The following is a 17,470-nucleotide window of genomic DNA, read 5'->3' as shown; positions in this document are numbered from 1 at the left end:
CATTGAAGCGAAGTTTCTTCTGTTGCGTCTGTCGTGATCCCGCGCCTTCATTGCGGTCCGTGCAATGAATTATGAGCGGTTGATGCCTGGCCCCAAGCCTAATGCTGTTGAACCCGATCTAAAGCTGCCAAAAGCCGTTGATGTTGTTGTCATTGGTGGAGGAATTATTGGGGCATCAACCGCCCTCGAACTGTCAGAGCGGGGAATGTCTGTCCTTCTGTGCGAAAAGGGACAAATGGCCTCCGAGCAGAGTTCACGGAACTGGGGATGGGTGCGTTTGGGTATGCGCGATCCTCGGGAAATCCCGCTGATGCAGGAATCACAGCGTATCTGGGCGCAGCTCGATCAACGCACCGGGCGCAAGACAGGTTTCACACAGGCCGGTATCCTGTTCGGCGCCTCTGGCAAGCGGGAACAGGGCAATCTTGAACGCTGGCTTCGCCATGTGGAGGGGTTGAATACTGGGGCAAGGATGGTGTCCGGGGCTCTGTTGGCGGAACTAATGCCAGACCATCAGACGGGGTTGGATTGCGCATTGTTTATGCCGCAAGACGGTAGGGCGGAACCGCAATGGGCTGCACCCGCAATCGCCGAAGCTGCGCGTGACCGGGGGGCCCTGTTGATGACCAACTGTGCAGTGCGCTGTCTGGATACAGAGGCGGACCGTGTCGTCGGTGTCTTCACAGAACGCGGTCGCGTGGCCTGCGGCAATGTCGTACTGGCGGGCGGTGCGTGGTCGCGCTTGTTTGCAGGGAATGCCGGAGTTGATTTTCCACAACTGAAGGTGCTGAACACCGTATTCCGAACCTCTCCGGTTTCCGGTCCTGAGGCCGCCTTGTGGTCGGACGATTTTGCAATACGCAAGCGGGACGACGGAGGGTATACGATTGCGTCCGGGCATGAAAACACCGTTGATATCGTGCCGGATAGCCTTCGCTTGGCGTGGCAATTTCTTCCTGCATATCGTCAGGAGTGGCGGTCGCTGCGGTTTCGGTTGTCCAAGCGGTGGGCCGAAGAGGCGGGGCAGGACCGGAGCTGGTTGCCCACGGATGTGACTCCGTTCGAACATTGCCGCGTTCTGGATCCCGAACCGTCGCGCCGGGCATTGCGGCAAGCTTGGAAAAGCGCAACCAAGGGCATTCCCGCGCTAAAACAGGCTGAAATCGTTCAAAGCTGGGCGGGTATGATTGATGTCACTCCGGATGCGATCCCGATCATTTCACCCGTCGACCACAAGCCGGGCCTGTTCATCTCGACGGGGTTTTCGGGTCATGGATTTGGGATCGGGCCCGGTGCCGGGCGGCTGATGGCCGATTTGGTCTCGGCCAGTGACCCTTGTGTTGATCCGGCCGATTTCCGCCTGTCCCGCTTTACGGACGGGTCGAAAATTCGGCCGGACCCAGGGTTTTAAACGTTAACCCATCATCTGATAGCTGACCGGGACAAACCGGAACCCATCGCCGCGCGTCTCGACGTAACCGGCTGCGGGGAAGGGCATGTGATATCCGATCATCGGGATTTTGTCTGCTGCCAGCATCCCCAACACATTACGACGAGAAGCGGCGGCTGCGGCTTTGTCCATGTCGAATTTCACCTCCCACTCGGGTTGGGCGAAGGACCAGACATAGTGATTGGCCAGATCGGCCGTCAGCACCAGACGTTGACCGTTGCTTTCCAGATGAAAGACCGTGTGTCCGGGGGTATGCCCATGCGCTGAAACGGCGGTTATTCCGGACAGAACCTCGCCGCCATCGCCGACAAAGGTCATCTTTTCGGCCATTGGGGTCACTTTGGCGGCGACCAGATCGCCGACCCGATTGCCGGAATCCTGCGCGGCCCAAAAGTCATACTCGGATGATGCGGTGACATAGCGCGCATTCGGGAAAGTCGGCGCGTCATTTGTGGTCATGCCGCCAATATGGTCAGGGTGCATATGGGTGATGACGACGACGTCGATTTGATCCGGGCTCACGCCTGCATCTGCCAGTGCCGCCTGAATGCCGCCTTGCCCAAGGCCAGTATCAAACAGCACAAGTTCAGACCCGGTATTGACCAGCGTTGGTGTGAAAAAGAACTGGGCTTTATCGGCAGGAATAAAATTCTGGGCCGATACGTTTGCAAATTCCTCATCCGTGGCACCGCCGCCGAAAATCTCTTTGGCGCCATCGCGCGGCAGGCTGCCATCCAGCAGAGTTGTTACGGTGAAATCGCCCAACTGGAACGATTTCGCGATGGTTGAATTCGCTTTGGTATCGCTTGCTGCAGCCAGGATGGGGGTAGCAGCTGATGCAAAAGGCAAGGCTGCCGCCGCGCCCAGTGCGGCCCTACGAGTTAGTGTAACGGTCATTTTGAGATCTCCCTGTGTGTGCCAGCACTTTGAAGATAGGGTATCGCCCGAGGATTGCCACCTGACGTTGGCGTGAACCGGTGCGGTGGCTGGACAATTTGCCCATCCTGTGAGAAGAGCCGCGCCAACAGGAGACTCCTATGACAACCACCCGTTTCGCCCCGTCACCCACCGGTTACATCCATGTGGGCAACCTGCGCACAGCTCTGATGAACTACCTGATTGCCCGCAAGGCTGGCGGCACCTTCATCCTGCGTATCGACGACACAGACCCCGAGCGATCGAAGGAAGAATATGTCGATGCCATCAAGCAGGACCTCGAGTGGTTGGGCCTGCATTGGGACCGGGTCGAACGACAGTCCGAGCGTCTGGACCGCTATGCCGAGGCAGCCGACAAGCTGCGCGAGATGGGTCGTTTCTATGAGGCTTTCGAAACCCCGACCGAGCTGGACCTCAAGCGCAAGAAGCAGCTGAATATGGGCAAGCCGCCGGTTTATGACCGCGCAGCATTGAACCTTAACGACGCCGAGAAAGACGCGCTGCGGGCAGAACGTGGCAACGGAGTCTGGCGCTTTAGGCTGGATCATGAACGGATCGAGTGGACCGACGGCATTCTGGGCGATATTTCGATTGATGCGGCCTCGGTCTCTGACCCGGTTCTGATCCGGGGCGACGGTCAAGTTCTGTACACGATTGCGTCGGTGGTCGATGATACCGAAATGGGTGTGACCGATGTGGTGCGTGGCTCGGACCATGTGACCAATACCGCGACGCAGATTCAGATCATCCAAGCGCTGGGCGGTACTTGCCCGCGTTTTGCACATCATTCGCTGCTGACCGGCCCCCAGGGCGAGGCGCTGTCTAAGCGACTGGGCACGCTGGCTCTGCGTGATCTGCGCGAGCAGGGCGTACAGCCGTTAGCATTGCTCAGCTTGATGGCGCGTCTGGGCTCATCCGACCCGGTTGAGTTGCGGACAGAGATGGCCGAGCTGATCGATGGATTTGACATTGGTCGTTTTGGTGCCGCGCCGACCAAGTTTGACGTTCAGGACCTGTTTCCGTTGACGGCAAAACACCTGCAATCTTTGTCATTGGCCGACGTTGCGGATGCTGTGGCAGATGCGGGCGTACCGGCCGAACTGGCCGAACCGTTCTGGGCCATGGCCCGCGAGAACATCACCACTCTGGCAGACCTGAAAGGGTGGTGGGAGCTGTGCCGTAACGGTGCCGAACCTCTGATTGCCGATGAAGACCGAGAGTTCATCACCGAGGCCGTGGCGTTGTTGCCAGAAGGCCCGTTCGACGGCGAGACCTGGGGGCAGTGGACCAGCGCGGTGAAAGACGCGACAGGCCGCAAGGGCAAGAGTCTGTTCATGCCTTTACGCAAGGCACTGACAGGGATGGAGCGCGGCCCCGAAATGGCAACCCTGTTACCCCTTCTGCAGGTGATCCGCGCGCGCGGCTGATCTTAGTGCCTTAGATTGTGATAAGGCGTGGTCTGCTGGCCGCGCCTTTTTTCTATAAGGTCTTTACGATCTGGGCTGCTATTCGCTTCAGCCGATCATCCACAAAATAAGTCTCATCCGGTTTCAATGCCTGGTGGCGTGGATACCGCGGCTCTGCCCGGTCATTCAGGATCGGGGCGTCCCAGCCATCAGTGGTGGCAAAAAAGCGATCGGCGCCCTCGGACCCGAACGCACGCAAATAGCCTTGCACAACCACGTCGATATAGCTCATCAGCAAGGGGTGGCGCCGGCTGGCCGCGGATTGACGGTCATCAGGTACGGCATAAACAGCGATCTCAACCTCGTGTGGCAGAGAATGGGTGACGGCCTTAGTCGCTGGTACGCGGTCGTAGGCCCACTCACGTTGATCCAGCGCGTCCCAGTCATTGCCTGGGACATGGGCAATCATGCCGTCGATTTCAGAAGTGAGATCCGGAATGGCGGTCAGGAAAGCGACCGGGCGCAAATCGGTATGCCGCCAGGCCCGCCGCCATCCCTTCAACTGCGCGGGATGCGGGTCGGGGAAATCGTGGGTCGCGAGGTTCACGAGGCTGCCGTAGCCAAAGAAATAGGGGTCTGCCATGCGGGATCACTTCTGACCGGGAATTGATGTATGTCAAACCGCTTTTTTGCCCAACATGCAATAAGGCAGCATGTTGAACTTAGGGAGGCAAACATGCGGATAACCAAGCGGACAAATATTGCTGTGCGCCTACTGATGTATTGTGCAGCAAATCCAGACAGGTTGGTGACCAAATCCGAGATCGCAAAGGCCTGTAATATCTCGGAAAACCATTTGGCGCAGGTGATCAACCAACTCAGCCAGTTAGATTATCTGAGCACTCATCGCGGTCGCAATGGCGGTATGGTACTCGCTAGATCTGCTGATCAGATACGGATCGGTTCGGTTTTTCGGCATATCGAGGGCGACTTGCCGATTGCCGAGTGCTTTGCGGATGCCGACAATACATGCCCGCTCACCAACGCCTGCCGGCTGCGTCTTGCGCTGCGGGACGCGGCCGAGGTCTTTTATGCCTCGCTGGACGAAATCACGCTGGATTCGCTGGTGTGTGACAATGCAAATCTGCTGACGATTTTGCAGCCCGTCGCCTGCGTCCGATAAACTCAGTCGCTGGCGCGCAAGATGCGCGCCGGGCGAACGGCAAGGGGTTTCAAGGCAAAGATCAACCCCGCGCCCAGCGTGACGATGATCCCGGCCAATACGATGCCGATGGCAGATGGCCAGATGACGTCAAAGCTGGTGTCGAAAATATATGTCGCAACCGCCCAGCCGCCGAGGATGCCCACCATCAGGGCCACAATTCCAGCGGCAGACCCCAGCAGAACAGCCCGAAGGGCAAAGCTGATCAATATGCGCCGACGGTCGGCACCGATGGTCTTCAGGACTGCGGCCTCGTACCGCCGGGCTGGTTCACCCGCTGCCGCGGCGCCGATCAGGACCAGAAAGCCGGTTAGCAGCGATACACCAGCCCCATAAGACGTCGCAGCGGCCAACCCGGCCAGCAGACCCGAGACCCGGTCAATCGCATCGCGGACACGGATTGCGGTGATATTGGGGAATTTACCCGCCAGATCACGAAGGATCGCGGCTTCGGCCTGCTCTTCGGCATAGACGGTGGCAATGAAGCTATGCGGTGCGCCGGCCAGGGCCGACGGGTTCATGGACATGATGAAACCCATCCCGGCGGTCGAGAAATCCACCTCGCGCAGAGAGGTGAGCTCTGCGGTGATGTCGCGCCCCAATATGTTGACGGTCAGTTGGTCACCCAGCTTCAGGCCCATCTCTTCGGCCTCTTCAGCGGCGAAGCTGACCTGAGGCGTTCCGGAATAGTCTTCGGACCACCATTCCCCGGCGGTGACCCGTGCGTTCGAGGGCGGGGCGTCGGAATAGGTGACCCCGCGGTCGCCTTCCAGTACCCAGTGGTCCCCGGCGACCTCAATCGCGGGCTGCCCGTTAATCTGTGTGATGATCCCGCGCAGCATGGGCGCGCTTTGGATCCGGCTTACGGCAGGGTCGTTTTCCAGCCGTTCGGTAAAGCCAGGCATCTGCTCTTTCTGGATATCGACGAAGAAATAAGAAGGGGCGACATCGGGCAGGTTTCCTGAAATCGCGTTTCGCAGCGTGCCGTCGATTTGTCCGACTGCGGCCAGTACCGACAGGCCCAACCCCAGCGACAGGACAACCGATGCGGCCCCTTCGCGTGGGTCGGAAATGGCTGACAGGGCCCATCGCAGGGGCGGATTCCCTCGGGCGGGTTTTGTGGTCAAGCGTGCCAGTTTGCGGATTGCCAGCGCCGCCACCGAAAGCAGAACCAACGCTCCGGCCAACCCGCCGCTGGTCCAAAGGGTCAGGCGCGCCGATCCGCTGAAAAAGGCAGCTGCGCCGATCAGCGCCGCAAGCCCGATGCCTGTCGCTAGGATGTATTTTGCACGGGGCAGGAAGCGCGCCGAAGACAGCGCATCGCGAAACAGGGTCGCTGCGCGGACTTCTTCAGTACGGGCAAGGGGCCAGAGTGTGAATAAAAAGGCGGTGAGCACGCCGTAAAGCGCGGCTTCAGCCAGAGGCTGCGGATAGAACGAGAACACTGCGGGCACAGGCAGGCGAGTTTCGATCAGCGGCGCAAGCAGCAGAGGCACCGATCCACCCAATATGATGCCCAGAAAAATGCCGATGCCAGAGAGAATACCGATCTGGATCAGATAAGTCTGAAACACGGTCGCCCGATCGGCACCCAAAGTACGCAAGGTAGCAATGGTTTCAGTCTTTTGCGCCAGATAGGCGCGCACCGCTGCAGATACGCCGATGCCGCCAACAGCCAGCCCGGATAGTCCAACCAGAACCAGAAAAGCGCTGAGCCGGGCAACAAATTCTGAAATGCCGGGGGCACCGTTCCGTGCATCGGTCCACCGCATTCCGCTGCCTTCAAGGGCTTCGCTTGCCTGCGCCGAAAGAGCTGTAAGATCAGACCCCGGCGGCAGATCCAGACGGTATTTGGTGGAAAACAGAGTACCCGGTGCCAATAATCCGGAATTCAGCAAGTCCTGTGTGCGGATCAGCGTGCGCGGACCCAATCCAAACCCGTCTGCCGCCCCGTCCGGTTCGTGGATCAGGGCTGCCATCAGGACAAATTCCTGAGTTCCAAGTGAAAACCGATCCCCAACCGATAGCTGAAGCCGGTCGATCAGAGCGGGAGCCATTACGGCACCGGGCGCCCCTTGCTGGCCTGTAAAGGCGTCACGCAAGGGCATCTGGGGCTCTAGTATGGGCTTGCCCAACAATGGATAGGAGTCGTCAACGGATTTGACCTGCGTAAGCGCCCGCTCTGGGTCACCATTCTGCCGAGTGACTGCCATTGACCGAAAATCGACGACTTCGGAGATGGCCAAGGCCGCGTCGTTCATCCATGCACGCTCAGCCTCATCCGCAAAGCGATAGGTGAATTCCAGCTGTGCATCCCCGCCCAGCAGAGCCGCGCCTTCTTGCGTCAGTCCGGTTTGGATGGCGTGGCGGACCGAACCCACAGCGGCAATGGCAGCGACCCCAAGTGCAAGACAAGCCAGAAACACCCGAAAACCGCGCAGACCTCCGCGCAGTTCCCGCCGCGCCAGCCGCCCGGCCATCCGCAGGCTCATTCGGCGGCCTCTTGCCTTGTGTCATCGGCAATCCTTCCATCGCGCAGCCGGACAACACGGTCACATCTGCGCGCAAGGCTGTGGCTATGGGTCACCAGAACCAAAGTAGCACCATGCCTGTCGCGCAGGCCAAGCAGCAGGTCAATGATGGCGGCTCCGTTTGTTTCGTCCAGATTGCCGGTAGGCTCATCCGCCAGCAGGATCTGTGGTCGCGGGGCAGAGGCACGGGCTAGCGCGACGCGCTGCTGCTCTCCACCGGAGAGCTGCGCCGGATAATGGTCGCGTCGATGCGTCAGCCCTACGGACTCCAATTCGGCCTCGGCCCGTTGAAAGGCATCTTTGTGACCGGCCAACTCCAGCGGTGTGGCCACGTTCTCAAGGGCGGTCATCGTGGGGATCAGGTGGAAATTCTGAAATACAACGCCCATGCTGTTGCGTCGGAACCGTGCGAGCTCGTCTTCGTTCATGCGGGTCAGATTTTGCCCGAGTGCGGTTACCTGGCCGCCCGTCGCCTGTTCCAGCCCGCCCATCAGCATTAGTAACGACGATTTTCCTGACCCGGACGGCCCAATCAGACCCAGTGTCTCGCCCTTGTGTACGGAAAGCGTGATGTCGTGCAAGATATCTACCTGACCGGCATTGCCATCCAGCGATAAAGCGGCATTTTCAAGCGATAGAACAGTTGCGATCATGGGTTGGTCCGAACCGAGGTAATCAAATGGGATATGGAGCAGTTGAGATGTTGCGCAAGGCTTTGATGCCGGTGCTTATCACGTGTTGCGGCTTTGCGGCCACAGCAGAAACCGTAGTGATTGCAGCTCTCGGGGATTCTTTGACTCAAGGGTACGGCCTGCCCGAGCAAGACGGATTTGTCCCGCAGCTGGGTCGTTGGTTGAAGGATCACGGGGCGGATGTGCGCCTGATCAATGCGGGTGTATCCGGGGACACCACCGCCGGAGGGGCGGCGCGTGTGGACTGGACACTGACGCCCGACGTGGATGGGATGATTGTCGCATTGGGCGGGAACGATCTGTTGCGAGGGCTTGATCCGGCAGTTGCACGCGCAAATCTTGAGACGATCTTGAAAGCAGCAGATGGCGCTGAGGTCGCCGTGTTGTTGGTCGGGATGCAGGCGCCGGGGAATTACGGCCCCGATTACAAAGCCGCATTTGATGCGATCTACCCCGATCTGGCGGATCGATATCAGACTGGATACGCGCCAAGTTTTTTCACAGGTTTGACTGCGGCAGGAAACCCCGAAGAAGTACGGGAACACATGCAGGCAGATGGCATCCATCCCAACGCCAGTGGTGTGGCCCTCATCGTTGAAGACCTTGGACCAAAGGTTTTGGAACTTGTGAAATCAGCAGAAGATTGATCAGACGACCGTCACAACTGTTCCAATCGGCACCCGCTGGTACAGGTCGATGACATGCGTGTTCAGCATGCGTATACATCCGTTCGAGGCCGCACGGCCTATGGTCTGCGGCTGAGTGGTCCCGTGAATTCGGAAATAAGTGTCAACGCCGTTCTGGAACAGATAAAGCGCCCGTGCACCTAACGGATTGCCGTCACCGCCAGGCTGCACATAGTCGTTATCCTTGAAACGAGCATATGTAATTGGCTCACGCTCGATCATTTCATTGGTGGGGCGCCAGGTGGGCCACTCCTTTTTGACGTCTATGGTCGCTGTGCCGGTGAACTCCAGCCCGGCTTTGCCCACCCCGCACCCGTAACGGATTGCCTTGCGAGGTTCTGTTACGAAGTACAGATAGAACGAGCGTGGAACCACCAGAAGCTGGCCTGGCAGGAATTGCTTTTTGATTCGAACAAATTGTGGAGTGGGGTCGTATTCGACGGCTTTCTTTGCCGACGCGGCGGTCGAAACAAGGCTTGCTGCTGCTGTTGCAGTCAGGAATGTACGGCGTGTCAACATATCAGCTCTCTTCAATACAACAGAAAAATCATGACCATAGTGTCCGGATGATATCCGATCCGGTCAATCGTCGGGGAAGAGTAACTGAATTGTGATGTAATCGCCGGGACACACTTTTACAGGTGATCGCTCAGGCGCAAATAGAAAAGGGCAGGGGAAACCCTGCCCTTACAGCGGCTTACGCCAGCTGGATGTCGTCGGCGCTTTCGCGACCGTCACGACCCGAGCGCAGCTCGTATGTGACTTTCTGGTTGTCGGCCAGACCGGTCAGGCCCGAGCGTTCGACAGCCGAGATGTGTACGAAGATGTCTTTGCCGCCATCTTCGGGTGCAATAAAGCCGTAGCCTTTGGTGGTGTTGAACCATTTTACGGTGCCTGAAGGCATATCCGTGTTCTCCTTATCTGGTGCTGCCCACGGAGTTGCGGCAGCCTGGCGTCGTCGTCTGTATCGATAGACTGAGCGCCGATGAAGGAGACAGTGGGTCGAAATAGAAACGTAAGCACATTTGATATGGCATTGAGTTGCGCGTGTGACAAGGGTGGAATATCCGGAAGGTACTGTGTTTTCAGGGGTCAAGGGGTGTTTTGAACGGGATTCCGCCGAGCAATGGGCAACCCACCGCGTGGCCGAATTCGGCAATCCATCGTGACAATCGCGCGGACCGAGTTGATCCGGAATGGAGTGGCGGCGTTACCGAAGGCATGCTTCGAGTGGCGTAGGGCGGGGTTCACCTCACCATTTAGAAGAGTGAGATGGGCGGCGTTGAAAAGCAATGGGTGCGAGCACCCATCCTACACTCGCTGCCCGTCCTTAGTAATCCGACATCGCCTTTTTGAGATCATGTGACCACTCGCAGTCGCCGACAAATCTCCGAACAGCATCGTTCGTATGCTTCAAGACTTTGTGCAAGTAATCTTTGTTTCCCTGATGAACAACCCTCCGGCTGCTTCGGCTTTTGTTGTCGACAGCCTCACCGGAAAACTCACTTCGGTCGGCAATGGTTACCACCAACTCTTTAATTTCAGGCATGGCTTTGAGTAAAGCAGGTAAAGCAACAGGCCTTAGCTTAACGCTCTCGTTTGCGTCGTGCCGGTCAAACATGAGCATACTGTCTGAGTGTTTAACGAACTCTTCCAGTCCGGCTGTGTCTGATAGCGACTGCGGGACAACTCGGTCTGGATGAGCGGCTACATCCCAAACCGCGGTAACACCGGAGATCTTTTTGCCCCCTTCCACGATTTGCATGACATCAAGCAACGCACGGCTAACACGCATGCGATCCACCTCTGGCAAGCGGATTTTCTTAAGTTCTCGATAGGCCTTATAGGAAACTAGAAGCGATTTAACTCGTAAAGATGAGTTTACCGACAACCCTCTTGAGGCTGCAAATGATGATAGTTCTTTGTTACGACCCTGTTCGTTTGGCCAAGGGTACAAGGTCTTGAATTTACTATCCGGTTTTTCATTGTAGGATAGCACACACCGTGCTTTGCTAAGTAACGCCACGGTTTGAGTTGCACTTTGGATTGCTTGTTGTAGTTCGGCCATTAGCGTCCTCAAAATTTAGATTTTGCGAAAAAAGTGAAGCGGCCCCATCTTTTTGGACAAAGCTGCAGCGGGGAATGGGTGAGATTGCACATAAAGAGGGATGGGATTAAAACCCATCCTACTCAGTTTCCGCTTCGCTAGACCGAGCGCGGCCGCGCCCTCTGAAAAGTTACCTCCGCGCAAACTTCTTATGCTTCAACCGCTTGGGCTCCAGCGCGTCCGGTCCCAGACGGCGCTTTTTGTCCTCTTCGTAATCCTCGAAGTTGCCCTCGAACCATTCGACATGGGCATCACCCTCAAACGCCAGAATATGCGTGCAGATCCGGTCGAGGAAGAAGCGGTCGTGGCTGATGACCACGGCGCAGCCGGCGAAATCGACCAGCGCGTCTTCCAGCGCGCGCAGGGTTTCGACGTCCAAATCGTTGGTCGGTTCATCGAGCAGCAGGACGTTGCCGCCCTCTTTCAGCAGGCGGGCCATGTGGACTCGGTTGCGCTCGCCCCCTGACAGCAAGGAGACCTTTTTCTGCTGGTCGCCGCCCTTGAAGTTGAAGGAGGAGCAATAGGCGCGGGAATTGACCTGTGCGTCACCCAGTTGGATGATCTCGGCGCCGCCGGTGATCGCCTCCCATACGGTGTCGTTGTCCTTGAGGTCGTCGCGGGACTGGTCGACATAGGACAGTTCAACCGTGTCGCCAAGCGTGATGGTGCCTGCGTCGGGCTGCTCTTGATTAGTAAGCATCTTGAACAGGGTCGATTTACCGGCGCCGTTGGGCCCGATGACGCCGACAATTCCGCCGGGGGGCAGGGTAAAGTCGAGGTTCTCGATCAGTTGCTTATCGCCCATGTGTTTGGACAGGCCTTCGACCTCGATCACCTTACCGCCAAGGCGCTGGCCGTTGGGGATGACGATCTGTGCGCGGGTCAGCTTTTCGCGCTCGGACTGTTCCGCCAGATCGTTATAGGCGTTGATCCGGGCTTTGGATTTGGCCTGACGGGCCTTCTGGCCTTGGCGCATCCAGTCCAACTCGCGCTGCAGAGTCTTTTGCTTAGACTTGTCCTCGCGGGCTTCCTGCTCCAGCCGTTTGGCCTTTTGTTCCAGCCAGGCGGAATAGTTGCCCTCATACGGCAGACCACGACCCCGGTCGAGTTCGAGGATCCAGCCGGTGATACTGTCGAGGAAATACCGGTCGTGAGTGACGATCAGGATGGTGCCCTTGTAGTCTATCAGGTGCTGTTGCAGCCAGGCGATTGTTTCGGCATCCAGGTGGTTGGTCGGCTCGTCGAGCAGCAGCATGTCGGGCGCTTCGAGCAGCAATTTGCACAGCGCGACGCGGCGTTTTTCACCGCCTGAGAGGTTGGCGATATTGGCATCATCCGGCGGGCAGCGCAGGGCCTCCATGCTGACGTCGATCTGGCTGTCGAGATCCCAGAGGTTCTGGCTGTCGATCTCGTCCTGCAGCTTGGCCATCTCATCCGCGGTTTCGTCTGAGTAGTTCATCGCCAATTCGTTATAGCGGTCGAGGATCGCCTTTTTCTCGGCTACGCCCAGCATGACGTTTTCGCGCACGCTGAGGGTTTCGTCCAGTTTCGGCTCTTGCGGCAGATAACCGACCTTGGCACCTTCGGCCGCCCAAGCCTCACCCGTGAAGTCTTTGTCGAGACCGGCCATGATCTTCATCAGCGTCGATTTACCAGCACCGTTGACGCCGACGACACCGATTTTCACGCCGGGCAGGAAGCTCAGGTGGATGTTTTCAAAGCACTTCTTGCCACCGGGATAGGTCTTGGAGACACCCTGCATGTGGTAGACATATTGATAGGCGGCCATGTCGCGTCCTCTGGGTCGGGGAAATTGGGTTGGGCGGTGTGATAGCGGATGCGGTTGGTGGGGGCAATGGAGGTGACTGTGTTTAGAAACCCGTCAACGTAAGGAGCAAAATCAATCACCCAGAGAAATGGCTTCCAAGTAGTTTTCGGCAATGTATCTTAGTGGTTTGTCTCCCCCTAAAGGAACACGCCCTTGAAAGACATCTTCCACGACTTCTTGCTCAAAATCCGATAGTTTCTCGGGTTCGGTCAGGTGCTTCCATACTGCAATTTCAGGAGTGCCCAGCTCCAGAACGTTTGACAACTCTGCATACAAAAGACTTCCTGATTTGAACTTCTGATAGAGATCAGGTTCGAAACACTTCAAGAAGGCGCCAATCCCAATCGGATAGACATCACCAGAAAATTTTTGCAATGTTGAGGGGGACAGTAGTGCCAACTGTGTTCCGAAACGTTGCACTGACCTCAACGATATCTTTTCCGTCACCTGATAATCGGTGAGTAAGTCTCCGCAACTTCTGACAACGCTGTTTGGCAGTTCCAACTGCGATGAAATACGTTCAAAATAGACCATGGCCATTGGAATGCCGTGGGTTTCGTTGGGCAGGTAGGTGCGCAGTGTTATAAATTTCTGCAAATATGATTCGGCATCTACGCCGGAGCCATATCTTGCGCGAACACTATTCTGAAATTCCTTTAGGTTTACGCCAAGTACAAAATGAACACCTTCCACGTTGAAGAAGTGCTTGATGACTTCTAGGAGGGAAAGAGCGTAGTCAGGGCGGCAGCGATCCAACTCATCTACAACAATGACGAGTTTTGACCGTCGATGATCTTGCTCAGTTGGTTCAGTAAGTTTGGCGAGGGCTTCTTTGAAAGCCTGCATTGCCTCGCGCCGCCCGTCTTCCTTCGTCCAAAAATCAGCGAGCGATTTGGAAATCTGACCGCCTTCTTTCGCAAGATTATCCCTGATATCGTTCAATGCCCCGTCTTCTTTATCCGTGAGCGAAATCGCTGCGCCGACTGTGGCCATTGTGGCGAGCCTAAAGGCCGTCTTGCCCAAGAAAGGTGCGGCGTTTTTTGCCGCCTTCCATGCTTTGGCGGCGTTGCTTTGGGGCTTTTCTTCGAGCCGCTGAGAAATAACAGCGGTCAAATCGATCAGCGGGTCGTCAAGATAATCGTGTGCGAAGGCGTCGAAATATACGGTTTCCGTAGTTCTGTCGTATTTCTCTTTAACGTGCTCGTTCACCCAACATTTTAGAAAGAACGACTTGCCAGAACCCCATGCCCCATCCAGAGCGATTACAAGCGGATCGTTTACTTTCTCGACAAGCTCTGAGAGTTTTTCTCCAGCCTTATCGCGGGAGAGCATATCGTGATCGCCAAATCCCTGCTTAAAGCTGGATTCTTTGGGTTCTGGTATGATGGGGCGTGGCATTTCTCTCTCCGTACATAAATTGGTCAGCGCTACTAATAGCGGCTGCAAACGGAAGAACCAGACCGCTAGATGAGGGGAGATGTGATGGAGGAACAATTCTAAATGTCTCTGAAAGACCTGATTGCCAGTTGGGCGAAACCCGGGCGTGTTGATTGGATTGGTCTTCGGCCAGATCGGCGGGTCGGGATGGAGGTTCCGGCCACGGCCATGATCTCAACCGATGGGTTGGACGGTGACCGAGGGCGCGCCGGAAAGCGTTCGGTGACTCTGATCCAGCAAGAGCATCTGGCAGTGATTGGGTCGTATCTTGGGAAGGAGCCGGTTGCGCCCGATATTCTCCGGCGCAATCTGGTGGTTTCGGGGATCAATCTGGCGGCGCTCAAGGGGCGTGAGGTGCAGGTGGGCGAGGCCATCCTGCGTTTCACTGTGATCTGCGCACCGTGCAGCCGGATGGAGGAGGCGCTCGGCAAGGGTGGCTATTCCACCGTTCGGGGTCATGGCGGTTGGTGCGCCGAGGTGGTGCGGCCCGGGCGGGTCAGGCTGGGCGACGCTGTGCAACCTGTTGATTGACAACCCCGCCGAGTTCTGAACATCAGCAAGAGATGCAGCGTAGCTCTATCCCATATGTACGGCCCGGGCAGGTCGTGGGGTTGTTCGGGGGGTCATTTGATCCGCCGCATAAGGGCCATGTGCATGTGACACTCGAGGCAATGAAGGCCTTTGGGCTGGATCGGGTGTGGTGGCTGGTCTCTCCGGGCAATCCGTTGAAAGAGCGCGGGCCTGCGCCATTGGCGCGGCGGGTGAAGGCAGCGCAAGCTGTGATGCAGCATCCACGTGTCGAGGTGACGGATATCGAGGCCCAGACCGGCACACGCGCCACGGCGGATACTGTCGCCGCCCTGCAGAAGCTTTATCCGCAGGTCAGGTTTGTCTGGCTGATGGGCGCGGATAACCTGGCGCAATTCCATAAGTGGAAGGATTGGCAGTCGATTGTTGAAACCGTACCGGTTGGCGTTGTTGCCCGTCCCGGAGACCGCATCTCTGCACGTATGTCCCCTGCGGCGCGTCGCTATGCCAAATACCGCATCGACGGGCAGGCGCGGCATTTACTGGGCCGGGCACAGGCCCCGGCATGGTGCTTTGTGAATGTACCGATGCTGGATGTCAGTTCGACCCAGTTGCGCATTCATGGGGATTGGGGCAACAAGGTGTTGCCTGAATAGCCCCTGTGGGCCCATAATTCGGATCTCAGGTTGTTTGCCTGTGATCTCTGAGATTTTAATTGACCCATGATTGATCGTTATTCGCGACGAGGATTTATTGCTGGTCTGGGCACGGCCCTGATGCCTGTAGCCGTTATGGCTGAGGCACCGCTGACGTCATTGAGGCCTCAGATTCGTGATGAGCCGATCGTAGGTGTTGTGCGCTTGGTCGAAGCCGCGAACCTGCGCGGCGAAGTCGCCTTTGCTGTAGCCGACGCTGATACAGGCACGGTGCTTGAAACCTATGGTGGCGACCGGGGTTTGCCACCGGCAAGTGTTGGCAAGGCCCTGACCGCGCTTTACGCGCTGAATGTGTTAGGTGCTGACTACAGGTTCGAAACTGCGTTGGTCGCTGAGGGGCCCATAGAAAACGGCATTTTGAACGGCGATCTTGTTCTTGTTGGCGGTGGTGATCCTTTGCTGGATACGGATGCGCTGGCCACGATGGCGGCAAACTTGCGCGAGGCCGGAATCACCGAGGTCCGCGGCGCCTTCAAGGTTTACGATGGCGCGTTGCCTTACGTGTTCAGCATTGATCCGGGGCAGCCAGATCATTTGGGGTACAGCCCTGCGATCAGCGGCATTTCTCTGAATTTCAATCGCGTGCATTTCGAGTGGAAAAAGCAGGGCGCCAGCTATGACGTGACCATGGATGCCCGAAGCACGCGCTATACGCCTGCAGTGGAAGTGGCGTCGATGAAGGTCGAGGGCCGCAATCTGCCGATCTATACCTACGAAGCCAGCGCCCGTCAGGACCGGTGGACTGTTGCCAAAGGCGCGTTGGGTAGCGATGGGGCGCGGTGGCTGCCTGTCCGCAAGCCCGCGCTTTATGCAGGTGACGTTTTCAGAACATTGGCCCGATCCAACGGAATTGTGCTGGGGCGGACGCAGGTCACGCGGCAGATGCCGAATGGAACCCCTTTGGTCATTCATCAAAGCGACCCGCTCGAGAGCATATTGCAGGGCATGCTGAAATACTCGACCAATCTCACTGCCGAGATGGTAGGGCTCGCTGCCTCGAGGGCGCGCGGTACGCGACCGCAGACTTTGGCGGAGTCAGCTGCCGAGATGAACAGATGGGCCACAGAGACCTATGGTGTGACCGGGGTTGCGATGGTCGATCATTCAGGGCTTGGGGGCGATTCACGCGTAGCGCCCGAGGATTTGGTGGTCGCGCTGCTGGCGGCGCAGAAAGCCGGAGACCTCCGGCCTTTGCTGAAGAAATTTACCCTTGCCGACAGTCAGGGGCGGCCGGTCAAGGATCATCCGATCAGAGTGAATGCGAAAACCGGAACCCTGAACTTTGTCTCGGGCCTGGGCGGGTTCATAACCTCACCGGATGGGGCAGAGCTGGCCTTTGCGATATTCACGGCCGACATAGAGCATCGCGCAACGATCCCCCGAGCGTATCGTGAACGGCCCGAAGGCGGGCGGAGCTGGAATAACAGGTCGCGCAAATTGCAGCGCGCACTGATCGAAAGGTGGGGGAAGCTGGGCGGCAGCAGCTGACGTCAGGTCGTGTGCCGTGCCCGCGCGCCGCGCTCGATGGCAGCGGCATGCAAACGGTCGATGTCCAACTCGTAACGGATTTCCTCGAGCAGCCGCAATTCGGATTCTGCCAGCGTACCATCTGCAGCCGCAACATCACATGCAAGCGCATAGGAGGTTTCGTTCAGGCGTTCGGGCAGGTTGTCGCGGATCAGTCCAAACAGGGCATCCAGACCATCTTCTTGTTCAAACAGATCGAAGACGATCTGGGAAACGCGATACATCCGGTCGATGTCATATTCTGCAAAGACAGGCAGCATGTTGACCGCGCCCTCGATTTTGACCAGCTCGGCGGTGCGGATGGTCTCATCTGATGCAGAGATCGCAACCATAATCGCCACGAGGCAATCTTGAGGAGACATCGGGTGTGGCACTTGGTTGGTCATAGGGGTGTCCTGATTGAA

Annotated in this window: 17 protein-coding genes; 7 read left to right on the top strand and 10 right to left on the bottom strand. The window is 57.4% G+C overall.

What is annotated here, in order from left to right; translation table 11 throughout:
- Positions 1-82: 82 nt before the first annotated feature.
- The gene (locus AC2FH9_RS10805; protein WP_496871506.1) at positions 83-1,411 is read left to right on the top strand and encodes an NAD(P)/FAD-dependent oxidoreductase; all 1,329 of its coding nucleotides are present in this window, start codon (positions 83-85) and stop codon (positions 1,409-1,411) included.
- A 3-nt stretch (positions 1,412-1,414) separates the two neighbouring features.
- Here AC2FH9_RS10805 and AC2FH9_RS10800 read toward each other — a convergent pair whose 3' ends face one another.
- Complete coding sequence (locus tag AC2FH9_RS10800; protein ID WP_496750040.1) at positions 1,415-2,347, bottom strand: MBL fold metallo-hydrolase; 933 nt, start codon at positions 2,345-2,347, stop codon at positions 1,415-1,417.
- A 140-nt stretch (positions 2,348-2,487) separates the two neighbouring features.
- Between AC2FH9_RS10800 and gltX the strand changes: the two genes are divergently transcribed.
- Entirely contained in the window at positions 2,488-3,813 is a 1,326-nt protein-coding gene (gene gltX / locus AC2FH9_RS10795) for a glutamate--tRNA ligase (protein ID WP_496696352.1), read from the top strand.
- Between the two features lie 52 nt (positions 3,814-3,865).
- Here the strand turns inward: gltX and AC2FH9_RS10790 are convergent, their stop codons facing one another.
- On the bottom strand, positions 3,866-4,435 hold the full coding sequence (locus AC2FH9_RS10790) for a gamma-glutamylcyclotransferase family protein (RefSeq protein ID WP_496750041.1): 570 nt from the start codon (positions 4,433-4,435) through the stop codon (positions 3,866-3,868).
- 93 nt (positions 4,436-4,528) lie between these two features.
- Here AC2FH9_RS10790 and AC2FH9_RS10785 point away from each other — a divergent pair, with 93 nt between their 5' ends.
- Positions 4,529-4,975, top strand: a complete 447-nt coding sequence (locus AC2FH9_RS10785; protein WP_142635622.1) for an RrF2 family transcriptional regulator — start codon at positions 4,529-4,531, stop codon at positions 4,973-4,975.
- Positions 4,976-4,977: 2 nt separating this feature from the next.
- Here the strand turns inward: AC2FH9_RS10785 and AC2FH9_RS10780 are convergent, their stop codons facing one another.
- Together AC2FH9_RS10780 and AC2FH9_RS10775 are read right to left on the bottom strand one after the other, a co-directional pair.
- Positions 4,978-7,506 (bottom strand): ABC transporter permease, encoded by a 2,529-nt coding sequence (locus AC2FH9_RS10780; RefSeq protein ID WP_496871500.1) that lies wholly within the window; start codon positions 7,504-7,506, stop codon positions 4,978-4,980.
- Entirely contained in the window at positions 7,503-8,198 is a 696-nt protein-coding gene (locus AC2FH9_RS10775; protein WP_271948339.1) for an ABC transporter ATP-binding protein, read from the bottom strand. Before AC2FH9_RS10775 ends, AC2FH9_RS10780 begins: the two co-directional genes overlap by 4 nt.
- Before the next feature lie 26 nt (positions 8,199-8,224).
- On the opposite strand from AC2FH9_RS10775, the gene AC2FH9_RS10770 reads away from it, so the two are divergent.
- Positions 8,225-8,884, top strand: coding sequence for an arylesterase (locus tag AC2FH9_RS10770; protein ID WP_416383914.1), 660 nt, complete (start codon positions 8,225-8,227; stop codon positions 8,882-8,884).
- On the opposite strand, the gene AC2FH9_RS10765 is transcribed toward AC2FH9_RS10770, so the two are convergent.
- The 5 genes from AC2FH9_RS10765 to AC2FH9_RS10745 all read right to left on the bottom strand — a co-directional run bounded on the left by AC2FH9_RS10765 (position 8,885) and on the right by AC2FH9_RS10745 (position 14,256).
- Positions 8,885-9,442 carry a L,D-transpeptidase gene (locus AC2FH9_RS10765; protein WP_142635628.1) on the bottom strand — a complete coding sequence of 186 codons (558 nt, stop codon included), beginning with the start codon at positions 9,440-9,442 and terminating at the stop codon, positions 8,885-8,887.
- A 178-nt stretch (positions 9,443-9,620) separates the two neighbouring features.
- Positions 9,621-9,827, bottom strand: a complete 207-nt coding sequence (locus AC2FH9_RS10760; RefSeq protein WP_142635630.1) for a cold-shock protein — start codon at positions 9,825-9,827, stop codon at positions 9,621-9,623.
- 426 nt (positions 9,828-10,253) lie between these two features.
- Positions 10,254-10,991 (bottom strand): hypothetical protein, encoded by a 738-nt coding sequence (locus AC2FH9_RS10755; protein ID WP_496871499.1) that lies wholly within the window; start codon positions 10,989-10,991, stop codon positions 10,254-10,256.
- A gap of 169 nt (positions 10,992-11,160) precedes the next feature.
- The gene (gene ettA, locus AC2FH9_RS10750; protein ID WP_496871498.1) at positions 11,161-12,819 is read right to left on the bottom strand and encodes an energy-dependent translational throttle protein EttA; all 1,659 of its coding nucleotides are present in this window, start codon (positions 12,817-12,819) and stop codon (positions 11,161-11,163) included.
- 111 nt (positions 12,820-12,930) lie between these two features.
- Positions 12,931-14,256, bottom strand: coding sequence for a KAP family P-loop NTPase fold protein (locus tag AC2FH9_RS10745; protein ID WP_496871496.1), 1,326 nt, complete (start codon positions 14,254-14,256; stop codon positions 12,931-12,933).
- Between the two features lie 102 nt (positions 14,257-14,358).
- Here AC2FH9_RS10745 and AC2FH9_RS10740 point away from each other — a divergent pair, with 102 nt between their 5' ends.
- The 3 genes from AC2FH9_RS10740 (at position 14,359) to dacB (ending at position 17,027) form a co-directional block, all read left to right on the top strand.
- The gene (locus tag AC2FH9_RS10740) at positions 14,359-14,826 is read left to right on the top strand and encodes an MOSC domain-containing protein (protein WP_496871494.1); all 468 of its coding nucleotides are present in this window, start codon (positions 14,359-14,361) and stop codon (positions 14,824-14,826) included.
- Between the two features lie 32 nt (positions 14,827-14,858).
- Positions 14,859-15,479 carry a nicotinate-nucleotide adenylyltransferase gene (locus tag AC2FH9_RS10735; protein WP_496750049.1) on the top strand — a complete coding sequence of 207 codons (621 nt, stop codon included), beginning with the start codon at positions 14,859-14,861 and terminating at the stop codon, positions 15,477-15,479.
- A gap of 66 nt (positions 15,480-15,545) precedes the next feature.
- The gene (gene dacB, locus AC2FH9_RS10730; RefSeq protein WP_496696336.1) at positions 15,546-17,027 is read left to right on the top strand and encodes a D-alanyl-D-alanine carboxypeptidase/D-alanyl-D-alanine endopeptidase; all 1,482 of its coding nucleotides are present in this window, start codon (positions 15,546-15,548) and stop codon (positions 17,025-17,027) included.
- A 2-nt stretch (positions 17,028-17,029) separates the two neighbouring features.
- On the opposite strand, the gene AC2FH9_RS10725 is transcribed toward dacB, so the two are convergent.
- The gene (locus tag AC2FH9_RS10725; protein ID WP_142635642.1) at positions 17,030-17,452 is read right to left on the bottom strand and encodes a tellurite resistance TerB family protein; all 423 of its coding nucleotides are present in this window, start codon (positions 17,450-17,452) and stop codon (positions 17,030-17,032) included.
- Between the last annotated feature and the right edge of the window lie 18 nt (positions 17,453-17,470).

Source organism: Ruegeria sp. CDSC081 (assembly GCF_059610485.1).
This window is presented reverse-complemented; position numbering and strand designations above follow the sequence as displayed.